Source organism: Photobacterium sp. 1_MG-2023, assembly GCF_030547945.1.
Classification (GTDB): domain Bacteria; phylum Pseudomonadota; class Gammaproteobacteria; order Enterobacterales; family Vibrionaceae; genus Photobacterium.
In genome coordinates this window covers 28,986-47,286 of record NZ_JAUORR010000011.1, presented here as the reverse complement: position 1 = coordinate 47,286, position 18,301 = coordinate 28,986, and the positions used below count along the sequence as shown (strand labels likewise).

Below are 18,301 nucleotides of genomic sequence, written 5' to 3'. Positions count from 1 at the left end.
GCCAGTTTACCGTTCGCCGTATAAAAAGCAGCAACCATGACATGAAAACCTGCCCGACACCACAGATGTGATTCACCGACAGACAACATCAGCGTCAGGGCTGGTACGGAAGAAACCCCATCATGACGGCAAATTGCAGCCAGCCTTCCGGATTGGCAGGAGAGATGGGCTGAAATACATGAACGCCAGCCATCGTCCCCTGTTGCGCACATTGGCTGCCAATCCACTCGAATGTCACACTGAACAGCGGCTGTTGGTCCGTGCGGTGACTGCACCATTCGCCGCGCATCTCCCCTTGCTGTGCCTCGCAAAATCCTTGAACCCGAGCTGAAAGCGCCTGCACAGAATATTTTGCCGACAAACACCAGATTTGTTCAAACTCAGCATACCCGGCCATTGGATGGAACAATGCTCCATTCGATACATCGGATCGTCTGGTTGCTACTGAAATATCAGCCTGAGTGCGATGGATGAGATCCACCACCAGGCTGATAGGATCAGAAACGTCACTGGCTGGCAGCTGCTCATCAGCAATCAGAAACGAACCCGATGCAATGAAGCTGAATCCTATGAAACAGGCCAGATTCCTTCTCATCACTCACTCCTGTCACAGCTTGCTGATTCACCCGGATACAGGCAGTTCAGTTTGAGTCTAGATGATACAAGAGCCGAAAACGCTATACTCAATACAGACAGTTATATTCAGAGATTGAGGATGAATGGTATGCGGTTGTTGAAGATCATGATTCCCTGTGCCCTGCTTCTGTTAAGCGGATGCAGTGCCAAAGTTGCAACAGACTACAATGCTGGCGTGGATTTCAGCCAGTACCAGACTTATCAGTTTGCGGAGAAAGCCGAATCATCCATCGTCAGCCTGGACAAAGACCGCCTGGAAGAAACCATCAAGCGCGAGCTTCGCTTTAAAGGGCTTCAACCATCAGACCAGCAAGCCGATCTGACCGTGAATCCGTACATCCGGGAGATGACCGATTTCGATTCCTATGGCACTTCCGTTGGTTTTGGTGTGGGCTACAGATACAGCAGTATCGCTTATTCTACGCCGGTCCGGTTCCGGGAATATACTTACGGCAAACTCATCGTTGAGCTGATTGATAACAAAACGAATAAAGTTATCTGGCGTTCAGTTTCCCGTCGTCAACTGACTGAAAATATGACGCCTGCCGCCAGAGAAAGTTTTATTCAGGAGCAAGTGGGCGAAATGTTTGCCCAATACCCGCCTTCCAGAAGGTAATTGCCAGAAAAGAAAAAGCGAGGAGATGGTCAGTCTCCTCGCTTTTTCATGCCTCAGACAACATGCATCAGGAGCGCTGACGACGTTGTTCAACTTTTTCGGCTAATTGGCGAAGCACGGTTTCGGTATCGTCCCAGCCGATACAGGCGTCCGTAATACTCTGGCCATAGGTGGCAACCTTGCCATCCACGATATCCTGACGTCCTTCAACCAGATGACTTTCGATCATCACACCAAAAATCGCCTGATTGCCCTGCGCAATTTGCTCACCCACATCGTCCGCGACATTCATCTGACGTTTGAATTGCTTCAGACTGTTGGCATGGCTGAAATCAATCATCACTTTCTGACGCTGACCGGCCTTGGCCAGTTGCTCAACGACTGCATTGACATGGTCGGCACTGTAGTTTGGCTCTTTACCGCCGCGCAGAATAATATGGCAGTCTTCATTACCCGCCGTAGAAACAATCGCAGAATGACCAAACTTAGTCACTGACAGGAAATGGTGCGGCGCACTGGATGAACCAATGGCATCCGTCGCAATTTTAATGTTGCCATCTGTCCCGTTCTTAAAGCCAACCGGACAAGATAAACCGGAGGCCAGTTCACGATGCACCTGAGATTCAGTGGTTCGCGCGCCAATCGCACCCCAGCTGATCAAATCCCCCATGTATTGCGGGGTGATCATATCGAGAAATTCACCCGCAGTCGGCATGCCCATATCGGTCAGGTCAAGCAAGAGTTTACGGCCTAAACGCAAACCATCATTGAGCTGGAAACTGTCATCCATATAGGGGTCATTGATCAGCCCTTTCCAGCCGACCGTGGTGCGTGGCTTTTCGAAATAAACCCGCATGACAATTTCGAGCTGACCTTTCAGTTCATCCCGCAGAGTTTTCAGCTTCGCACCGTATTCCAGTGCAGCGTTTGGGTCATGAATTGAACAGGGACCCACAACCACCAGCAGGCGATCATCTTCATCGTTCAGAATATGATGGATGGCATCACGGGCCTGAAAAACGGTTTCCGACGCATTTTCGGTTGCCGGGTATTTTTCCAGCACGGCCACTGGCGGTAACAATTCTTTAATTTCTTTAATTCTTACGTCGTCTGTTTTATGCATACTGCTTGCTTCCAATTAACATGTCATGGCCTGGTATGGTCAGTATCAGGCCGATCATCTACTCCAACAGCCAATTAACTTATCGCCTTCAACCAGCATGTGCAAACGCTAATTGAAATTGAATTACAGGCAGCGTGACTCACTTTCAGCACGCTGCATCAGTAAATTTGGATGCAAAACACAAAATGACGACAGATTAAATCAAATAAGCACTGATTTGACTCACAAAATACTGTTCGCCTTCAAGTATGCAGTTAAACACACAATCCATTCATTCATGAACGCTGAAAATAAGAGGCCCATTCCGGCCAGAGGGCAGCCAGATCCAGATGGGTTTCTATCGCATCCGCCAGCCGTTCAAGGTGCGCTACTTTGAGTTTTTCCATATCCGGCGTCTGGCAGGCCGTCAGTCCAGCCCAGCGCAAAATGGCATCACATGCAGCCGGTTCATCGAAAACACCGTGCAAATAAGTCCCAAAGACCTGCCCCGACAATCCGATGGCACCATCAGCAACCGGCCCTTCCGGCGTTTCAAGTGTCACAGGCGATGTTACCCCATCGACACCAGACGTCACCCCCGCATGAATCTCATAACCACGGACCGGCACTGCGGCCTCGCCGGTTAAAGTCAAAAGCCCATGAGAGCGTTTGAGTTGCTTCTCCGGCGCCAGAACCGTCTGAACCGGCAAATAACCCAACCCCTGACTTTCTCCGGCATCACCTTCCAGACCAGTCGGGTCTGAAATCATGTCTCCGAGCATCTGGTATCCGCCACAAATGCCGACAACTTTTCCGCCCAGCCGCAAATGCCGTTCAATTTGTTTGTCCCAGCCCTGCTCGCGCAGATAAGCCAGATCGCTGCGCACACTTTTAGAGCCAGGCAACACAATCAGATCGGCCGGTGGTAACGGCTGTCCTTTTCCAATGAAGTGGACATTCACTTGCGGGTGCATTCTCAGCACATCAAAGTCGGTATGGTTACTGATACGGGTGAGTACCGGGACCACCACCTGAAGCGGATTGTCCGCTTTGTCGACCTGTGCATCGGTGATGGCATCTTCTGCTTCCAGCATCAAACCATGGAGATAAGGCAACACACCCAGCACAGGCTTCCCGGTTTTTGCTTCCAGCCAGTCCAGACCTGATTGCAACAGAGATAAGTCGCCCCGGAACCGGTTGATCACAAAGCCCTGTACGCGGGCCTGCTCCGATTCCGACAACAAGGCCAGTGTGCCATACAGATGTGCAAAGACGCCGCCCCGATCGATATCAGCCACGATGATGACGGGTACGTCAGCAGGTTCTGCGAAGCCCATATTGGCAACATCATTTTCACGCAGATTAATTTCAGCCGGACTGCCCGCCCCCTCAATCAGCACCGTGCCGAACTGCCGCTGTAAGCGGCTGAAAGATTCCAGAATGGGTGGCAAAACAAAGCGTTTGTAACCCTGATAGCCAATTGCATCCATATCTTGTACAGCCTTCCCCTGCACAATTACCTGCGCCCCGGTATCCGTATTGGGCTTCAGCAGCACCGGATTCATATCTACCGTCGGCTCGATACCACAGGCGAACGCCTGGACAGCCTGTGCCCGGCCAATCTCTCCCCCGTCTTGGGTCACAGCACTGTTCAAGGCCATGTTTTGCGGCTTAAACGGTGCGACCGATATTCCTTTCCGGGCCAGAACACGGCACAAGCCGGCGACCAGCACACTTTTGCCTGCGTCTGAAGTGGTTCCCTGAACCATGAGGGCCTGATGCGTGGGTAGCAAAATTACCTTCCTTACTCAAATAGTGACAACGTCACTAGAATCAATTCAATCTGTCTCATAAAAACGGCCAGCAAGAGGCTGGCCGTTTCCAATCGGACCCATCTGTTCAGAGCGGGTCATCCACAAAACTGTGGGACATCACCCTTTTGAGAAATCTGCAGACGGTTTTGTCTGGCACTTCTCCTGAGGCGTTTTCGACCAATATGCAGCCAGGAGCGACCCGGAAATATTATGCCAGATCGAAAAGAGCGTCCCCGGAATCGCTGCCACCGGGGTAAAAAACTTCATGGCCAGCGCCGTTGCTAATCCTGAGTTCTGTAACCCGACTTCGATTGCAATGGTACGGCAGACAATTTCAGGCATTCCCAGCAAGCGACAGGCATAATAGCCCGCAGCCAATCCCAAACCATTATGCAGAATCACAGCCAGCGCGATGGCCGGACCAATCACCGCCAGACTTGCAGCATTCAAAGCCACCACGATCGCAATAATCACAACAATCGCACTCACGGAAATAAATGGCAACACGGGAAGCAGTCTTTGTGTCAGGCCTGATAGGAATGAATTAATCAGTACCCCGCCAATCACTGGCAGCAGGACAATTTTAATCAGACTCATCAGCATTGCCGCCATGGGAACTTCTACACTCAGCCCCGCCAGAGCTCCGGTCAGCACTGGGGTCAGAAAGACCCCGAGTAACGTCGAAATGGCTGTCATCGAAATGGATAAAGCTACATCACCTTTCGCCAGATAACAGATGACATTCGATGCCGTTCCCCCGGCAACACTGCCCACCAGCACCATTCCCACGGTTTGTTCCGGATTAAAACCCAGCGCAAGGCTGATCACTATCGCGACCATCGGCATCACGGTGAATTGAAGCAGAATGCCAATACTGACCGCACGCCGGTTTTTCACCACATCCAGGAAATCCTGAGGTTTCAGAGTTAACCCCATCGTCAACATGACAACGGTCAGCAATGGCACGATCGCTGATTTCATGTCAATGAAAAGCGCGGGTTGCTGGTACGCGAAGAGCGATAACAAAATGGCCCAGAGCGGAAAGAGCCGGATGACTGTCCCTAGCATATTGTTTCCTTGTAATGATTGCCGTCAGTCCATGACGCGCAGACAAAAGTTCAACAGATGTTCTGTAACCGGTTCTGGTTTTTCCAGCGGGCACAGATGCCCTGCACCTTCAATCAGGTGGAGCTGACTGCCGGTTATCCCATCCAGCATCAGATAAGATTCGAGCACAGAACGAAGCTTGTCCTCGGCACCGGCAATCAGCAAACAAGGCAAAGCCAGTTTTTCTGCATCCTCGAAACTGTCCCGGCGACCAAACCACATTCTTCCGGCCTGTGCCAGCGCTTGCGCTGATTCGCCCTGAATCGTCCCAATTCGCTGTCGAAAATCTTCAATCAGCTCAGGTGAATTTGCCAGCGTGTGCTGACCAAACTGAAGGGCCGTCAATGCCGCCACTGACGCCGGACAAAACGCCTGAGATTCATCCGCATCACGTAACATCGCCTGATACTTCAGATTGACAACTTCGGGTTCCAGACCCGCAAAGCTGTTCATGAGTACCAGTGCCTTCACCCGGCCCGGAGCCTGAACGCAACATTCAATCGCCCAACTGCTTCCCAGACCATGACCGATCAAGCCAAACTGCTGTATTTTAAGGTGATCAAGCAAAGCCAGTACCGACGCCGCATAATCTGCAAGCGTCGCAGTTGCCCCCGGTGCCGGCTCAGACTCACCGTGTCCCCAGAAATCCGGGACGATACAGCGAAAATGCTGGCTGAGTTCGGCCAGTTGATGACGCCACATTGCACTGTCCCACATCAGAGGATGACCAAGAACCAATGCTGGCCCCTGCCCGATATCCAGATAACTGATCCCTTCAAATTGTGCTTTGCTGGCCGGATAGATACTGCTCATTGATACTCCAGTCTTCATTTTTCTGTTCATTCGTTGGAACGCTGGACAGATTATCCGTTGGACTCTGCCATGACTTGCGGTGCGTACCTGGCAACGACTTTCTGCATCCCCTGCTGAAAGCACACCCAAGCCACAAAACCGGCGGCAAGATTACCAAACATCGCACCAATAAACAGGCCCTGAATCCCGCCCCAATAGGCGCCCAGCCAGATCAGCGGCAGAAAACAGGCGAAAAGACGCAGACAGGAAATCACCAGCGCACGCATTGGCATTCCCAGCGCGTTACTGACAGAAACCATGATCATACAAATTCCAAGCGGCCCTAAACTCACCGGCACCCAACGCAGGTGAAGCATCAGGATATTCCGGACAGAAGGATCACTGCTCAGCAACGCAGGGAGCCATAAGGATAAAACCAGCAGTAGTGCCGCAATGGCAAATTGCCAGGCCATGACAAATTTTACGGCAATCCGAATCAGCGATGAGATGGTCTCCATATCTCTTTTGCCGAAAGCACGACCCACCATGGGTGGCAACGACATGGTCAGTGCCAGAACCACAACAATCGAGAAAAACTCCAGCCGGGAGCCCAATGCCCAGGCAGCAACTGCCGCAGCACCAAACCCCGCAACCAGCTTAGTGGCGAGCATCGACGCCAATGGCGGCATGAGTTGACTCATCATTGCGGGAGCCATGATATTGAGCAATTCTTTGACCGAAGCGACCACATGCAAACCTTGCCAGTTCAGAGACATCCAGCGGCGTTTCACAACCGCCGGGAACATAATCAGCATCCCAATGACAAAGGCAACAATGGTCGCGACCGCGGCGCCAACCAGTCCCATATCCAGGGTAAAAATGAACAGCGGATCCAAGATCATATTTAATACGCTGGTCACAACCATCATGATCCCCGGCAGGAATGTGTTTCCGTGGGCGCGACAGAGGCTATAAGCGAAATAAACCATGGCACCCACCCAGGCACTGACCAGCCATGACGGCCAGTAAGCATCGATCAGCGGGCGGACATCATCCGGCGCACTGAGCAGCGTCAGAATCGGTTCCCGTAACCACCAGATCACCAGCCCAATCAGAGCGACAATCAGCGCCCCGGTCAGAACGACGAGCCCGCCTAACTGACGGGCACGGTTTTCATCACCACTGCCAAGCACTCGGGAGATCACGGCGGTTGTCGCGATCCCTAAACCAACCTGAACCCCAATGATGATCATCTGCATGGGCAGCGTAAAACCCTGCGCCGCGAGTGGCAGCACACCAAGCTGACCAATAAACGCACTATCAATCAGCTGAAAGCTCATCAGTGAAAGTACGCCAAACATCATTGGCCAGGTCATGGAAAAAAGCTGTCTGGGCAGTGAGTCTGCATGCTGTGAATCAGCTGCAATTCTTCGGAACATAAATCAATTTCGTCAGATAAATAGAAGACAGTGTAAAGCGTGATGTAGACAGTGCGAAGCCTGTCTTGCAGAAGTTTCGGAGGTAATCCCTGCCCATGAGGCAGGGATCAAAACGGGTGTCATCCGGTTAGGAATTCGTGACAAGTTTCACCAAATCAGCCGGGCGATAATAGACGGATTTCAACACCTTGCCCTGACGAATCACTTTATCTTCCAGGGTTACATCCTGGCCGCACTTGGCGATGATGTAATCTCCTTTCTGACTCCCCGTGATTGCTACACCCTGCTTGGCATAAAAAGCCTGCGTTTCTGCAAATTCCTGTTCGTTTCTGCACACTTTACTCATATTGCTGGCATGCACTTCGTCCCAGCAGGGTACAAAATCAATATTCAGTCGCTGGGCAATCTGCAGCAGCAGATCAATCAGGTAGCTGATGCCCAGATTATCCTCAACTTTGCTGTCGCCCAGATGAACCAACCGGCCCATCAGCACATAAACTGAGTCAACAATGGCATCTGCCTGCTCAACCAGAGAGTCAGCTTCTGCTAATTCTGTCATCTCTTCCACAGCCAGCGAGGTATGGAGCTGATCCATTTGATCATTCAGCGACGACGGATTTTCTATGTCCAGATCAAACGTCGTACGAAACTCTCGAATGTCACGATACAAGTGGTCAAACAATGCCTGATCAAGCACAGTCAGCTTCATACTGATTTTCCTCATCGATTCATCATTATTGTGTCGGCCCGGAATGATCCGCTTGTCTGTCATCCGGACTTGCGGAGGCCTTCACAGAAAAAAGTGGGAGGATGGTAACACACATCCGGTAAAGCTTTCATGGTTCTTCCGGTTAAAGCAGGCAAATGCTTGATGTTGCATAAGAAGTAGACAAATGCATCAATTCAAATATCACCCTGCTTTATATGCAACAATACTTTGCGACACGCATCACAGAAGTTATCAACTGGTGGCATAGAATGCATTTTCATTTCTAGCGTTTGGGAGTTCTTATGTGTCCGCACTGCCAGAGTAAAAGTGTACCGCAACGAATTCGCCGGTCCTTCATCGATAAAATTTTTCGCAAGCATTGTCATAAGTATCAGTGTAGCCAGTGCCATCGTCAGTATTTTGTGAAACTCGGCAGTTATATGGGTGCAGCAACAAACGAGCGTTGATGGGTGAAAAATCATCGCAAGGCCGTCATTGAATTGTTATATTTTTGGCTCATACTCAGCAACAAGAATCATTTGTCTCTTCAGTGAGTAACGGTAAATACTGATATGATTTCCGGACATCGTGGTGCCGCTGCGCTGGCACCTGAAAATACCCTGGCTGGCTTACAGGAAGCAGCACGACATCACCTGAAATGGGTTGAAATGGACACCCAGCTTTGCGCCGATTTCATCCCGGTCATGTTTCATGATGAAAAGGTGAACCGGTGTACGAATGGTCGCGGGAAAGTCCGCGAGTTAAACCTGGCTCAGTTAAAAGCGCTGGATGCCGGGAGCTGGTTTGATACACAGTTTGCGAACGAACGTATACTGACACTCGACGAAGCCCTCAATGCGTGCCAGTTGTACGGCCTGAACCTCAATCTCGAAATTAAAGTTCACGACGAAGCAGAAGCGGAACGCTTAGTGCGCGAAGTCGCTGAGACCATTGCTCACAATGGGATTTCTCCCGAGGCCCTCATTTTATCGAGCTTTTCAGAAGCCGCCGTCGGTTATTGCCAGCTGTACATGCCACAGATTCGTCGTGGTCTGATTTGCGACAAACTCCCCAACGATTTATTCGGACTGGCCCAATCCATGGCGCTGTTCAGCCTGCATTTGGATCATCGTTTGCTGACCGCGTCACTGGCCAGCCAAATCAAACAAGCAGGCCTGGACCTGCATATCTGGACCATGAATCAGCCCAAACTGGTCCCGCAGTTTTATCAATGGGGGGTTGATATTATTATTACCGACAATCCCCCGCTGCTTTTGCAGGAAATCAGCTAAAGTGGCCGGGGAAACCCCGGCCATTTCTCAGAATCCACGTTTAATTTTTCAGCCAATCAACAAATCTAGTGCCACAGATCACGATTAATGCTCTATAATGCCGGGTTTGGTCAGTCATACCAAACGGAATCCTCTGTCTGATCGTTTGTTTCGTTCGGTATACCGTCTTTAGGAATCTGAGATGTCTTTTGCTTCACAAAATTTTGCACCGGAAATTGTTCGCGCTCTGGATGAGTGTGGTTATGAAAAAATGACCCCGATTCAGCAGAAAGCGATGCCTGCTGCCCGCCGCGGCGAAGATATTCTGGCGAACGCCCAGACAGGGACAGGAAAAACAGCCGCATTTTCTCTGCCAATTATCCAGCGCATGGTGGATGAACCCAAACCGCGTAAAGGATTCAGTACCCGTGCGCTGATTCTGGCACCAACCCGCGAACTGGCCGAGCAGATTGCCCGGAATATTTCCGATTATAGCCAGTATCTGGATTTGAAAGTAACGGCTGTTTTTGGCGGCAAGAAGATGTCCAGTCAGGAAAAGCAGTTGGAATCCGGTGTCGATATCCTGATTGCGACACCAGGCCGGCTGCTTGAGCATATTGAGCTGGGCAACCTGTCTTTAAGCAATCTTGAATTTCTGGTCTTCGATGAAGCCGACCGGATGCTGGATATGGGCTTTATCGGCGATATCCGCGTCATCATGAACGGGATTGAAGGTCATCCGCAAACCATGCTGTTTTCGGCGACGTTTTCCAGCCTGATGAATAAGCTGGCCGGAGAAATTCTGAACAAGCCGAAACGCATTTCAGTCACGCCAGAAAACTCGACGGCTGAAACCGTTGCCCATGTGGTTTATCCGGTTGACGAAAATCGCAAGCGTGAGTTGTTATCGGAACTGATTGGCAAAAAGAACTGGCAGCAGGTGCTGGTCTTCGTCAATTACAAAGAAACCGCCAACGAGCTGGTGAAAGAGCTGAAACTGGACGGCATTAAAGCTGTGCTGTGTCATGGCGATAAAGCACAAAGTGCACGCCGTCGTGCACTGGAAGAGTTCACCTCCGGCAAAGCCCGCGTGATGGTCGCAACAGAAGTCGCCGCCCGTGGACTGGATATTCAGGGGCTGCCACACGTGGTGAATTACGACATGCCGTTTCTGGCAGAAGACTATGTGCACCGGATTGGCCGGACAGGACGTGCAGGCAAGCAAGGCCATGCGGTTTCTTTTGTCAGCAGCGAAGAAGAACTGACGCTGTTGCAGGTTGAAAAGATCATCAAACAACGGATTCGCCGGGTACTGCTGGAAGGTTATGAACCTGCAAAACGGGATGCGTTGATTGAAAAACTGAATACCAAAGCTGCGTATCGGGACCGGAAGAGCCGGACCAATAACCCGGACCAATCCGCAGCGGAACGCCGCATGCGGTTACAGCGCGCGATTCGGGATAAAAACACTGCACCCAAGAAACTGAAAAAGTAAAACTGAAAACAGCCCCGGTAAAAAAGGGGCTGTTTTTCATTCAGGGTGCCATCTTATTGAGATACATTCTGGAATCTGCCTTCGCAAGAATCTCTTCCAGATCCATCTTCTGGCCAGCTGGTACGGTATACAGACCGGAACTGAATAAAAGCTGATAAGGTCGGTGCTGACCGCGGTTAAACTCACTGACATTCTGCTCAAAGCGGCGAATCGCCCGTCGGGTTTCCATCTCATCCATGCCCGTATATAGCACGACAAACTCATCTCCCCCAACCCGGGCAAATAAGTCTGAATACCGAAAACTCTGGCTGAGTAACATCGCAAAATCTTTCAGTGCCTGATCGCCAACCTGATGTCCGAGCTGATCATTGATCGCTTTGAATTTATTCAGATCGAAGAAAGCCAGTGAGAAAGGCGTGCCCCGCTGCTGACAGTGCTGCAAACTCTTTGTGGCCAGTTTAACAAAACCACGCCGGTTCGAAATCTGAGTCAATTCATCAATGGTTGCGTCATAAAGCGCACCTAATTCTTTTTCAGCCATTTTTGCCAGATCAACCAGATCTCTGATCTGTTCTTCATCTAATGTGTGAGGCTGCTGATCGATGATGCATAACGAACCCAGTTTGTACCGACTGTCATACAAGAGTGGCACACCTGCATAAAAGCGAATGTACGGCGGCCCCGTCACCAAGGGATTATCCTTGAAGCGGGCATCTTGCGCCGCATCCGGAATAATAAAGGGAGCATTTCCCAAAATAGTGTGCCCGCAGAAAGAAATATCTCTCGGAGTTTCGGTCACATCATCGCCGATACAGGATTTGAACCACTGTCTGTTTTCATCGATCAGCGATACTGTCGACATGGAGACCTGAAACATCCGCCGGGCTAACCGTGTCACCCGGTCAAACCGTTCTTCCCGATCCGTATCTAATAATGTCAGGGCATGAAGACTTTGGAGACGTTCCACTTCGTCTCTGGGCTTCTCTGGCACGAGCATTGCGACCATTCCTAATCCATGTTGCTTTACCTGCCCCCAAAATATACCAATGAAGCCTCAAGAAGAACCTTTTCAGACGGGTTAATTGTGAAATTTCGAGTCTCTCGGGTCTCATCAGGATGAAAAAATATCGCTAATATCCTGAAAATAAATGTAAAATCAACATTTATCACTATAAGTATAAATACAGAGGATACTTGCCCACATCGTTCGTCACCGACAGCCAGATCCGACCATGCACTAGCATCATCTGCTTTCGGTTGCTGCAAGACTCAGGATGCTTCAATCTGCTTGTAGAAATAAATCGTGGCAGCCAGAGTGCCGGAAGCGCTTCTGGCAAATTCAGGAATTCTGCCCGCTTCAACATAATCTAATTTTTTATACAATTCTGAAGCAACATCGCCTTCACGGGTATCCAGCACCAGTAAGGTTCGATTCAATGCTGCGCATTGTGCCTCTGCGGCCCCCATCAATGCACGGCCAGCACCTTGCCCCCGGGCTTGTGTGTGTACCATCAGCTTTTCCACTTCAGCCCGGTGGGATCCATTACGTTTCCCGCACAGCGATAGCTGCACGGTCCCAATGATCTGGCGCCCCTGTTTTGCCACCCAAAGCTTCCGGTTTTCACCCAGCTCTGCAGCAACCCCCAGCCAGTAGGCACTGGCCTCCTCCGTGCTGAGAGGCGGAAGAAACCCAATTGATGCGCCATCTGAAACACAATTTTGGAGCAGTTCCGTCAGTTGCCCGTGAATCAGCTCAGGTTGATGAATTTCAATCACTTCCATGTTCACCTCTCCATTTTCAAACAACAATTTCAGAAACGTATTCCAGCATTACGGTGATTGGATCACACAAATCGGATAATCACCGGGATTCTTGCCGCCGCCCATATCAAGACAAACATCTTCATAGCGGAGGCGCTCAACCTGCATGCCAGCCCAGAAGCTGGCAGCCATCAACAGCAAAACGACAACCATTTTCATCAAAGATTTCATGCTGACCTCACTTTCGAATCTGTGCGCGATTCAGCCATCGCTCACGCTGCACAGACAAAATCACAGCGTCCCATGGACGCCCCTTGAAGTGATAGTGCTCAGCAATCCTTTCCGAGACGTCAAGGCCCAGCCGACGACACAGTGCGATTGCTGCCCGGTTATCCGCCAGTGTTTCAGCATAAATACGGTTCAAGCCCAGCGTGCCAAAACCGTAATCGATCAGTGCTGACATGGCTTCATCTGCAATCGCCTGTCCATGGAAAGCCCGGGCAAGACCACACCCCACCGAAGCTTCTCCGGGACGCACAATTCTCAGGCCCGCTGTTCCTGCGAACTGCTCGCTTTCTCCCTCAGTGGCTGGCCAGCGAATCGCGAGCTGATACGCTTGCCGTGGCCGCTCTGTCGCCTGTTGGATAAACAAAGCGACCAAAGCGCGCATTTTTTCTTCCTCGCAGTCGGCTTCACTGTAGAAACGCTGGTATTTTGCATCTGTCGCCATGGCCACGTAATCATCTGTATCGGATGGCCGGAAATCAGTCAGAGAAAAACGAGGCGTCTGTAATAAAAACGGGGAATGACTCATGGTTGAAATCGTCCATGTTGCAGAAAATAAATCACCTGCGCGATCACGGTTTCATCACGCATGATGAAGGTATGCGTCGCAGGCAACACCAAATGGGCATGCATCCCTTCAACCCGAGTACTTGCGACACTGACTTTTCCATCATGCGGCTCAGGTAAAGGCCAGGAAGTCAGAAAATCCAGACTTCGGTTGCCAGCGATCACACCCAGATCAAAATGAACAGGGCCCAGTTGTTTGGGCACACTGGATGTCTCAGTGCTTAACTGTTGTCCCGCCGGACCGTAGATCCACTGAAAAAGCGCCACATCATGAAAACTGTCGACCACCTCACTGCCCTGATTCGGTGGCGCCAGCATCACGACCCGCCCTAAATTGTTCAAATCATGCTGTGATAAGTACTGTCTGACTAATATCCCGCCCATTGAGTGTGTCACGAAATGCACCGGTTGCGTGTGATTACACTGAGACAAAGCATCAGGAATGACGGTGGCAGCAAGGGTTTCAATCGGATATTGAGTCGACGGGTAATCCACATTGACTATCTGATAACCAGCATCTGACAGTGCATCAGCTAACTTATCCATCGAATGCGCCGTTCTTGCCAGACCATGCAACAAGATCACGCACCCCGGCTGCGTGTTTTCAGCCTGTGCTGCCATGGTTGAAGGTGCCGCGAACAACGACATCAGAAAAAGTAAAATGAAAGCGTACATCAACGTCCCGGTGAACAGAAATCCTTCTTACAACAGGGAATTATGCATCAAGTCGTCCATTTCGAATATCACAATCGCAAAAAAAGCCCGCAAACTGAGTTGCGGGCTGTGTGCTTAGAGACGAAGCGATTACACGCCCACTTCACCGCCGTCATTGCGACGAATCACAACCGTTGCCGCACGGGGCCGCACTGTGGTTCCGCCAGGTGTCTGCTCGGCAGCATTCTCTGAATAGGGCCAGTTGCCGGGATGCTGAATATTGATAAAGACCGACTTGTAATCCGGGCTGATGGCAAACCCAGTAACTTCGCAACCATTCGGACCGACAAAAAAACGTTTCAGCTGCATCTGATTCTCACCTGTAACGACCTGCTGCTTTCCTTGTGCGTCAACCATCGCAGACGGCACAATCGCCAGCATCTGGTCGTTGGTGTAGCTGGTGACATCCGGTGCACCGTTGTCCGTCTGCACCCAGAGAATGCCACGGGGATCAAAGGCAAGACCATCCGGACTGGCAAACATATTCAGATCCGTCAGACCCGATCGGTTAGTTGCCGCATCAGCATCCGACGGCGCACCAAATAGGAAAATGTCCCAGATAAAGGAAGTGGCGTCATCCCCTTCATCCCAGCGAATGACATGGCCGAAATAGTTTTTCAGGCGTGGATTAGCCACATTCCCTTCCGTCCGGCTAGAATTATTGGTCAGCGTCAGATAAACCGTACCGGTAAAGGGATCGACAGTCGTCCACTCAGGACGATCCATCGGGGTCGCGCCCACCCGATCCGCAGCCCCTGCCGTGTTCAGTAAGATGGCCGCCAGCGATTCAAAATGATCCCCCAGCACACCTGCATCTAGTGTCGGGCTGTCCATGGTTAATGGCAGCCACTGGCCAACCCCTTCATCCGAGAATTTCGCAACATAAAGCGTCCCGTGATCCATATATTTATCACCAGTGACACGACGATTCACTGGATTGGCATCCGCCGGATCCCACAACGCATCTGATACGAACTTATAAATGTACTCGAACTTAGAGTCATGGCCTGAATAGAAAACAACCGGCTTACCTTCTTCAAGCTTACCGAAAGCACAGCCTTCGTGGCGGAAGCGGCCCAATGCCGTGCGTTTAACCGCCCTTGCTCTCGCATCGTATGGATCAATTTCCACAATATAACCAAAGCCGTTTGCTTCATTGCGGTAATCTCCTGCGGCACTGGCCGCCGAAGGCGTGACATTAAAACGACTGAACTCGTCCAGACGTTCATCCGCATCACCTGCCAGATCATCCCAGCCATAGCGTGTGCCGGACGAAGAAACGCCAATGCGGCTCTGGTCTTCTGTCAGCGTGCCCTGATTGACAAAGTAACCCGGCCAGTTTTCTTCGCATGTCAGATAAGTGCCCCAAGGCGTGTAGCCGTTGCCACAGTTATTCAGGGTGCCGCGCGTCTGGCTGCCATCCGGTGAAAACCGGGTTTCCAGATAACCGGTATAAGCCAGTGGGCCCCCCATATCCATCACCGTTGCGGCCGTAAAACGGCGGTTCAACGGATCATTGTCCACGATCTGCCAGGTATTGCCGGTCAGCCTGACCCGAACCACACTCACGCCATGAGCGTTGATTTCCTTGCGGATTTCTTCAACGCTTGTTCTCAGCCCCCCGACTTCCGTTGGCCCCGCGGGGTGCAGTGCATCCTGATCAATATATTCATGGTTAATGCAGAGCAAACCATCATCTGCGGCATCGTTGAGCGGGAAAAAGTGCATGCCGTCGTGGTGCATCCCCATCGCATTGGCCTGATCGTCAGCCGAGTTTTGACCGCTGTTATCCCAGGCATTCGCTTTAGTATTCAGTGGTGTACCCCATGGCACCAGAACCTGAGCGCTGTACCCCGCCGGTACAGCAACGGCATCCAGGAGCGACCCGGGAATCGAATCAAAACTCAGTACCGCCGTGCTCCGGCTTGCTGCGTCCGGATTAGTGTCTGTCCCATCACCGGACTTCCCGGAATCATTGTCGCTCCCGCAACCTGTGAGACCAAAAGTACTTAAAGCGGTTAATGCCCCCAGACCGAGCGTGCTTTTCAATGCTGTTCTGCGGGATAAATGTTTATCGAGAACTTCCTGAAAGGTTTCATTACCACTCTTGTTATAACGGGTTGGATCGAATGTCGCCTTGCTCATTTGTCTTCCCTAGTTGTCTGTATTTTTATTCATCAGTGTCATGACGGGCATACATTCTGAAGGCGGGGTGTGACAGGCAGGCGCGAATTCAATGACGCTTTGGTTTCAATTGCTTGAAAAACCATGGGGTCAGTCCGACTGTCTGTTGTTAAAGTCGGGAAATGAGGAAAAAAGATAAGTTCCAGAAAGACAAACGCCACACAGTCAGTCCCTGTGTGGCGCGATATCAGCATAGCGGCAAAACACCTTCCGCTTCGAAGACTTGTTTTGCAGTCGTCATGCCATTGATGGCTGCCGGAAAGCCTGCATAGACAGCCATTTGTAAAATCACTTCCACAATCTGTTGCGGCTTGCAGCCAATCCGTAACGCGCCCTGAATATGGCTGGCCAATTGTGGCTGACAATTGCCCATCGCCGTCAACGCCGAAATGGTCGCCAGTTCGCGGGTCTGAAAATCAAGCCCTTCACGGGAAAGCACTTCGCCAAAAGGAAAGGCGATGATGAAATCAGCCAGCTCAGGGCAAACCGACTGAAAGCTGGCTTTCAGATGTTCTGCTGCATTCGGATCCAGCTCGCTGAGTTTCGCCAGTCCTTGTTGATATCGTTTTTCGTCTGCCATACTGCACTCAATTAATCGGCAACAAGCTCCCAGCCACGGTAATCGTCATTGGCCCGCAGCGCCTTGATCAGCGCATCCTGCTTCAGGGAGCCTGCATCTCTGAATTGAAAATAAACACGGCTTTCCTTATCCGTGAAATGACCGGTGACGAACGCCATGCCGCTCAGGGTAATTTTACCTTTATGAATCGTCACGGCTTCGAAAGTCGGCTGATCAATGTACCGCGCGTAATTTTCAAAGACAACGCGGGCGCCTGCGTAACAGCGAAACCCGTTGATGACATACGTGCCCGCCTGAATTCCGGGGATGATGGTTGCTTGCTTACTTTCATCATAGAAAGATTCTTCACTCCAGACCGCCGGTGAAGTATTGATGGCTTCTGTCACCTCATTCAGCCGAACCGAAATTGAGCGACAGGGCATCGGCTTGCCTGAATCCCGGTCGGTTTCCAGATACAGCGCCAGTGCGCCGGTACTTTTATCATCCGGTAATCCTTGCAGGACCGAACAGCCACTTAACGACAATCCCAATGCGACCGCAAGCAGCGTTTTTCCTTGATTCATGATACTTCCATGTTCTTCTATTTCAGGGAGGCGTATTAGACCGATCGTACAGCAGGCATTCAACCTGAACATCACGAAAAGTTGATAGGAATCAAGGTTATTGAAGCGTACGTATAAAAAAACCGCCACGTTCGGCGGTTTTTCTGGCGAATGACAGATTTACAGATATTGCTTCGCAACATCCTGAGGTTCCATCTCGACCCCTTCCAGACGATCATTCCAGTTCAGACCAACCAACACACCGTCTTCAGCCAGAGTGACCATCCAGTCTTGTGCAAAAACATCCAGCGGCAGCGCTGTCGCCTGGAACTCCGCCCACTCTTCGACACAATGGTACGTTGCATCGGCTTCATTCGACCAAAATGGCATCACTTCAGATTCTTCAAACTCGCTGGAATCAACCGACAACCAATCCCCTTCTTCATTACACAGGCCATACACGACTTGCGTCTCTTTCGATTCGGTGAAGAACAAATCAGCATTCTTCTGTACGTCTGCAGTTAATTTCGTCATGGCGATTTCTCTCTTTCATTAAGGGGCTCGCGGTTCAGCGGGCTGTTGGCGCAAATAGTAGCAAAGATTCCCGGACATGTAAGATCAAATTTTTATACCCGAGCCGCCCTGAACGTGGGATCCAGCGCCTTGAGCATCCGCCACTTTTTAGAT

19 protein-coding genes are annotated in these 18,301 nt (G+C 50.9%); 3 read left to right on the top strand and 16 right to left on the bottom strand.

Features of this window, described 5'->3' with window-relative positions; translation table 11 throughout:
* Positions 1-94: 94 nt before the first annotated feature.
* Positions 95-595, bottom strand: coding sequence for a hypothetical protein (locus tag Q4579_RS11505; RefSeq protein ID WP_303564266.1), 501 nt, complete (start codon positions 593-595; stop codon positions 95-97).
* 129 nt (positions 596-724) lie between these two features.
* Here Q4579_RS11505 and Q4579_RS11500 point away from each other — a divergent pair, with 129 nt between their 5' ends.
* Complete coding sequence (locus tag Q4579_RS11500) at positions 725-1,252, top strand: DUF4136 domain-containing protein (RefSeq protein WP_303564263.1); 528 nt, start codon at positions 725-727, stop codon at positions 1,250-1,252.
* Between the two features lie 67 nt (positions 1,253-1,319).
* Here Q4579_RS11500 and aroG read toward each other — a convergent pair whose 3' ends face one another.
* The 6 genes from aroG to Q4579_RS11470 all read right to left on the bottom strand — a co-directional run bounded on the left by aroG (position 1,320) and on the right by Q4579_RS11470 (position 8,215).
* Positions 1,320-2,375 (bottom strand): 3-deoxy-7-phosphoheptulonate synthase AroG, encoded by a 1,056-nt coding sequence (aroG, locus tag Q4579_RS11495; protein ID WP_303564260.1) that lies wholly within the window; start codon positions 2,373-2,375, stop codon positions 1,320-1,322.
* A 275-nt stretch (positions 2,376-2,650) separates the two neighbouring features.
* Positions 2,651-4,123, bottom strand: a complete 1,473-nt coding sequence (locus tag Q4579_RS11490; protein ID WP_303564468.1) for a cobyric acid synthase — start codon at positions 4,121-4,123, stop codon at positions 2,651-2,653.
* A gap of 162 nt (positions 4,124-4,285) precedes the next feature.
* Positions 4,286-5,236 (bottom strand): bile acid:sodium symporter family protein, encoded by a 951-nt coding sequence (locus tag Q4579_RS11485; protein WP_303564259.1) that lies wholly within the window; start codon positions 5,234-5,236, stop codon positions 4,286-4,288.
* 24 nt (positions 5,237-5,260) lie between these two features.
* Positions 5,261-6,088 carry an alpha/beta fold hydrolase gene (locus tag Q4579_RS11480; RefSeq protein ID WP_303564257.1) on the bottom strand — a complete coding sequence of 276 codons (828 nt, stop codon included), beginning with the start codon at positions 6,086-6,088 and terminating at the stop codon, positions 5,261-5,263.
* Positions 6,089-6,138: 50 nt separating this feature from the next.
* Positions 6,139-7,443, bottom strand: coding sequence for an MATE family efflux transporter (locus Q4579_RS11475; RefSeq protein WP_303564255.1), 1,305 nt, complete (start codon positions 7,441-7,443; stop codon positions 6,139-6,141).
* A gap of 190 nt (positions 7,444-7,633) precedes the next feature.
* Positions 7,634-8,215, bottom strand: a complete 582-nt coding sequence (locus tag Q4579_RS11470; RefSeq protein WP_303564253.1) for a nucleoside triphosphate pyrophosphohydrolase family protein — start codon at positions 8,213-8,215, stop codon at positions 7,634-7,636.
* Positions 8,216-8,787: 572 nt separating this feature from the next.
* Here Q4579_RS11470 and Q4579_RS11465 point away from each other — a divergent pair.
* Both Q4579_RS11465 and Q4579_RS11460 read left to right on the top strand, forming a co-directional pair.
* Positions 8,788-9,507 carry a glycerophosphodiester phosphodiesterase family protein gene (locus tag Q4579_RS11465; protein WP_303564250.1) on the top strand — a complete coding sequence of 240 codons (720 nt, stop codon included), beginning with the start codon at positions 8,788-8,790 and terminating at the stop codon, positions 9,505-9,507.
* 181 nt (positions 9,508-9,688) lie between these two features.
* On the top strand, positions 9,689-10,981 hold the full coding sequence (locus Q4579_RS11460; protein ID WP_303564248.1) for a DEAD/DEAH box helicase: 1,293 nt from the start codon (positions 9,689-9,691) through the stop codon (positions 10,979-10,981).
* 40 nt (positions 10,982-11,021) lie between these two features.
* On the opposite strand, the gene Q4579_RS11455 is transcribed toward Q4579_RS11460, so the two are convergent.
* The 9 genes from Q4579_RS11455 to Q4579_RS11415 form a co-directional block, all read right to left on the bottom strand.
* Positions 11,022-11,978 carry a diguanylate cyclase gene (locus Q4579_RS11455; protein ID WP_303564465.1) on the bottom strand — a complete coding sequence of 319 codons (957 nt, stop codon included), beginning with the start codon at positions 11,976-11,978 and terminating at the stop codon, positions 11,022-11,024.
* Between the two features lie 272 nt (positions 11,979-12,250).
* Positions 12,251-12,763, bottom strand: coding sequence for a GNAT family N-acetyltransferase (locus Q4579_RS11450; RefSeq protein ID WP_303564245.1), 513 nt, complete (start codon positions 12,761-12,763; stop codon positions 12,251-12,253).
* A 48-nt stretch (positions 12,764-12,811) separates the two neighbouring features.
* Positions 12,812-12,973: a hypothetical protein gene (locus Q4579_RS11445; RefSeq protein ID WP_303564242.1), complete on the bottom strand. Its 162-nt coding sequence runs from the start codon at positions 12,971-12,973 to the stop codon at positions 12,812-12,814.
* 7 nt (positions 12,974-12,980) lie between these two features.
* A complete protein-coding gene (locus Q4579_RS11440) occupies positions 12,981-13,556 on the bottom strand; it encodes a GNAT family N-acetyltransferase (RefSeq protein ID WP_303564239.1) in 576 nt (191 codons plus the stop codon).
* Positions 13,553-14,269 carry a triacylglycerol lipase gene (locus tag Q4579_RS11435; RefSeq protein WP_303564235.1) on the bottom strand — a complete coding sequence of 239 codons (717 nt, stop codon included), beginning with the start codon at positions 14,267-14,269 and terminating at the stop codon, positions 13,553-13,555. The genes Q4579_RS11440 and Q4579_RS11435 overlap by 4 nt, the downstream gene beginning before the upstream one ends.
* A 129-nt stretch (positions 14,270-14,398) precedes the next feature.
* Positions 14,399-16,453 carry a PhoX family phosphatase gene (locus Q4579_RS11430; protein WP_303564234.1) on the bottom strand — a complete coding sequence of 685 codons (2,055 nt, stop codon included), beginning with the start codon at positions 16,451-16,453 and terminating at the stop codon, positions 14,399-14,401.
* A 226-nt stretch (positions 16,454-16,679) separates the two neighbouring features.
* Entirely contained in the window at positions 16,680-17,072 is a 393-nt protein-coding gene (locus Q4579_RS11425; protein WP_303564232.1) for a carboxymuconolactone decarboxylase family protein, read from the bottom strand.
* An 11-nt stretch (positions 17,073-17,083) separates the two neighbouring features.
* Positions 17,084-17,635, bottom strand: coding sequence for a hypothetical protein (locus Q4579_RS11420; RefSeq protein ID WP_303564231.1), 552 nt, complete (start codon positions 17,633-17,635; stop codon positions 17,084-17,086).
* A 159-nt stretch (positions 17,636-17,794) separates the two neighbouring features.
* On the bottom strand, positions 17,795-18,148 hold the full coding sequence (locus Q4579_RS11415) for a DUF2750 domain-containing protein (protein WP_303564229.1): 354 nt from the start codon (positions 18,146-18,148) through the stop codon (positions 17,795-17,797).
* Positions 18,149-18,301: the final 153 nt, after the last annotated feature.

Bases quoted from the DNA above. Each gene is read 5' to 3' on its own strand.
- Q4579_RS11505 (WP_303564266.1), bottom strand. From the start codon at position 595: ATGAGAAGGAATCTGGCCTGTTTCATAGGATTCAGCTTCATTGCATCG.
- Q4579_RS11500 (WP_303564263.1), top strand. From the start codon at position 725: ATGCGGTTGTTGAAGATCATGATTCCCTGTGCCCTGCTTCTGTTAAGC.
- aroG (WP_303564260.1), bottom strand. From the start codon at position 2,375: ATGCATAAAACAGACGACGTAAGAATTAAAGAAATTAAAGAATTGTTA.
- Q4579_RS11490 (WP_303564468.1), bottom strand. From the start codon at position 4,123: ATGGTTCAGGGAACCACTTCAGACGCAGGCAAAAGTGTGCTGGTCGCC.
- Q4579_RS11485 (WP_303564259.1), bottom strand. From the start codon at position 5,236: ATGCTAGGGACAGTCATCCGGCTCTTTCCGCTCTGGGCCATTTTGTTA.
- Q4579_RS11480 (WP_303564257.1), bottom strand. From the start codon at position 6,088: ATGAGCAGTATCTATCCGGCCAGCAAAGCACAATTTGAAGGGATCAGT.
- Q4579_RS11475 (WP_303564255.1), bottom strand. From the start codon at position 7,443: ATGACCTGGCCAATGATGTTTGGCGTACTTTCACTGATGAGCTTTCAG.
- Q4579_RS11470 (WP_303564253.1), bottom strand. From the start codon at position 8,215: ATGAAGCTGACTGTGCTTGATCAGGCATTGTTTGACCACTTGTATCGT.
- Q4579_RS11465 (WP_303564250.1), top strand. From the start codon at position 8,788: ATGATTTCCGGACATCGTGGTGCCGCTGCGCTGGCACCTGAAAATACC.
- Q4579_RS11460 (WP_303564248.1), top strand. From the start codon at position 9,689: ATGTCTTTTGCTTCACAAAATTTTGCACCGGAAATTGTTCGCGCTCTG.
- Q4579_RS11455 (WP_303564465.1), bottom strand. From the start codon at position 11,978: ATGCTCGTGCCAGAGAAGCCCAGAGACGAAGTGGAACGTCTCCAAAGT.
- Q4579_RS11450 (WP_303564245.1), bottom strand. From the start codon at position 12,763: ATGGAAGTGATTGAAATTCATCAACCTGAGCTGATTCACGGGCAACTG.
- Q4579_RS11445 (WP_303564242.1), bottom strand. From the start codon at position 12,973: ATGAAATCTTTGATGAAAATGGTTGTCGTTTTGCTGTTGATGGCTGCC.
- Q4579_RS11440 (WP_303564239.1), bottom strand. From the start codon at position 13,556: ATGAGTCATTCCCCGTTTTTATTACAGACGCCTCGTTTTTCTCTGACT.
- Q4579_RS11435 (WP_303564235.1), bottom strand. From the start codon at position 14,269: ATGTACGCTTTCATTTTACTTTTTCTGATGTCGTTGTTCGCGGCACCT.
- Q4579_RS11430 (WP_303564234.1), bottom strand. From the start codon at position 16,453: ATGAGCAAGGCGACATTCGATCCAACCCGTTATAACAAGAGTGGTAAT.
- Q4579_RS11425 (WP_303564232.1), bottom strand. From the start codon at position 17,072: ATGGCAGACGAAAAACGATATCAACAAGGACTGGCGAAACTCAGCGAG.
- Q4579_RS11420 (WP_303564231.1), bottom strand. From the start codon at position 17,635: ATGAATCAAGGAAAAACGCTGCTTGCGGTCGCATTGGGATTGTCGTTA.
- Q4579_RS11415 (WP_303564229.1), bottom strand. From the start codon at position 18,148: ATGACGAAATTAACTGCAGACGTACAGAAGAATGCTGATTTGTTCTTC.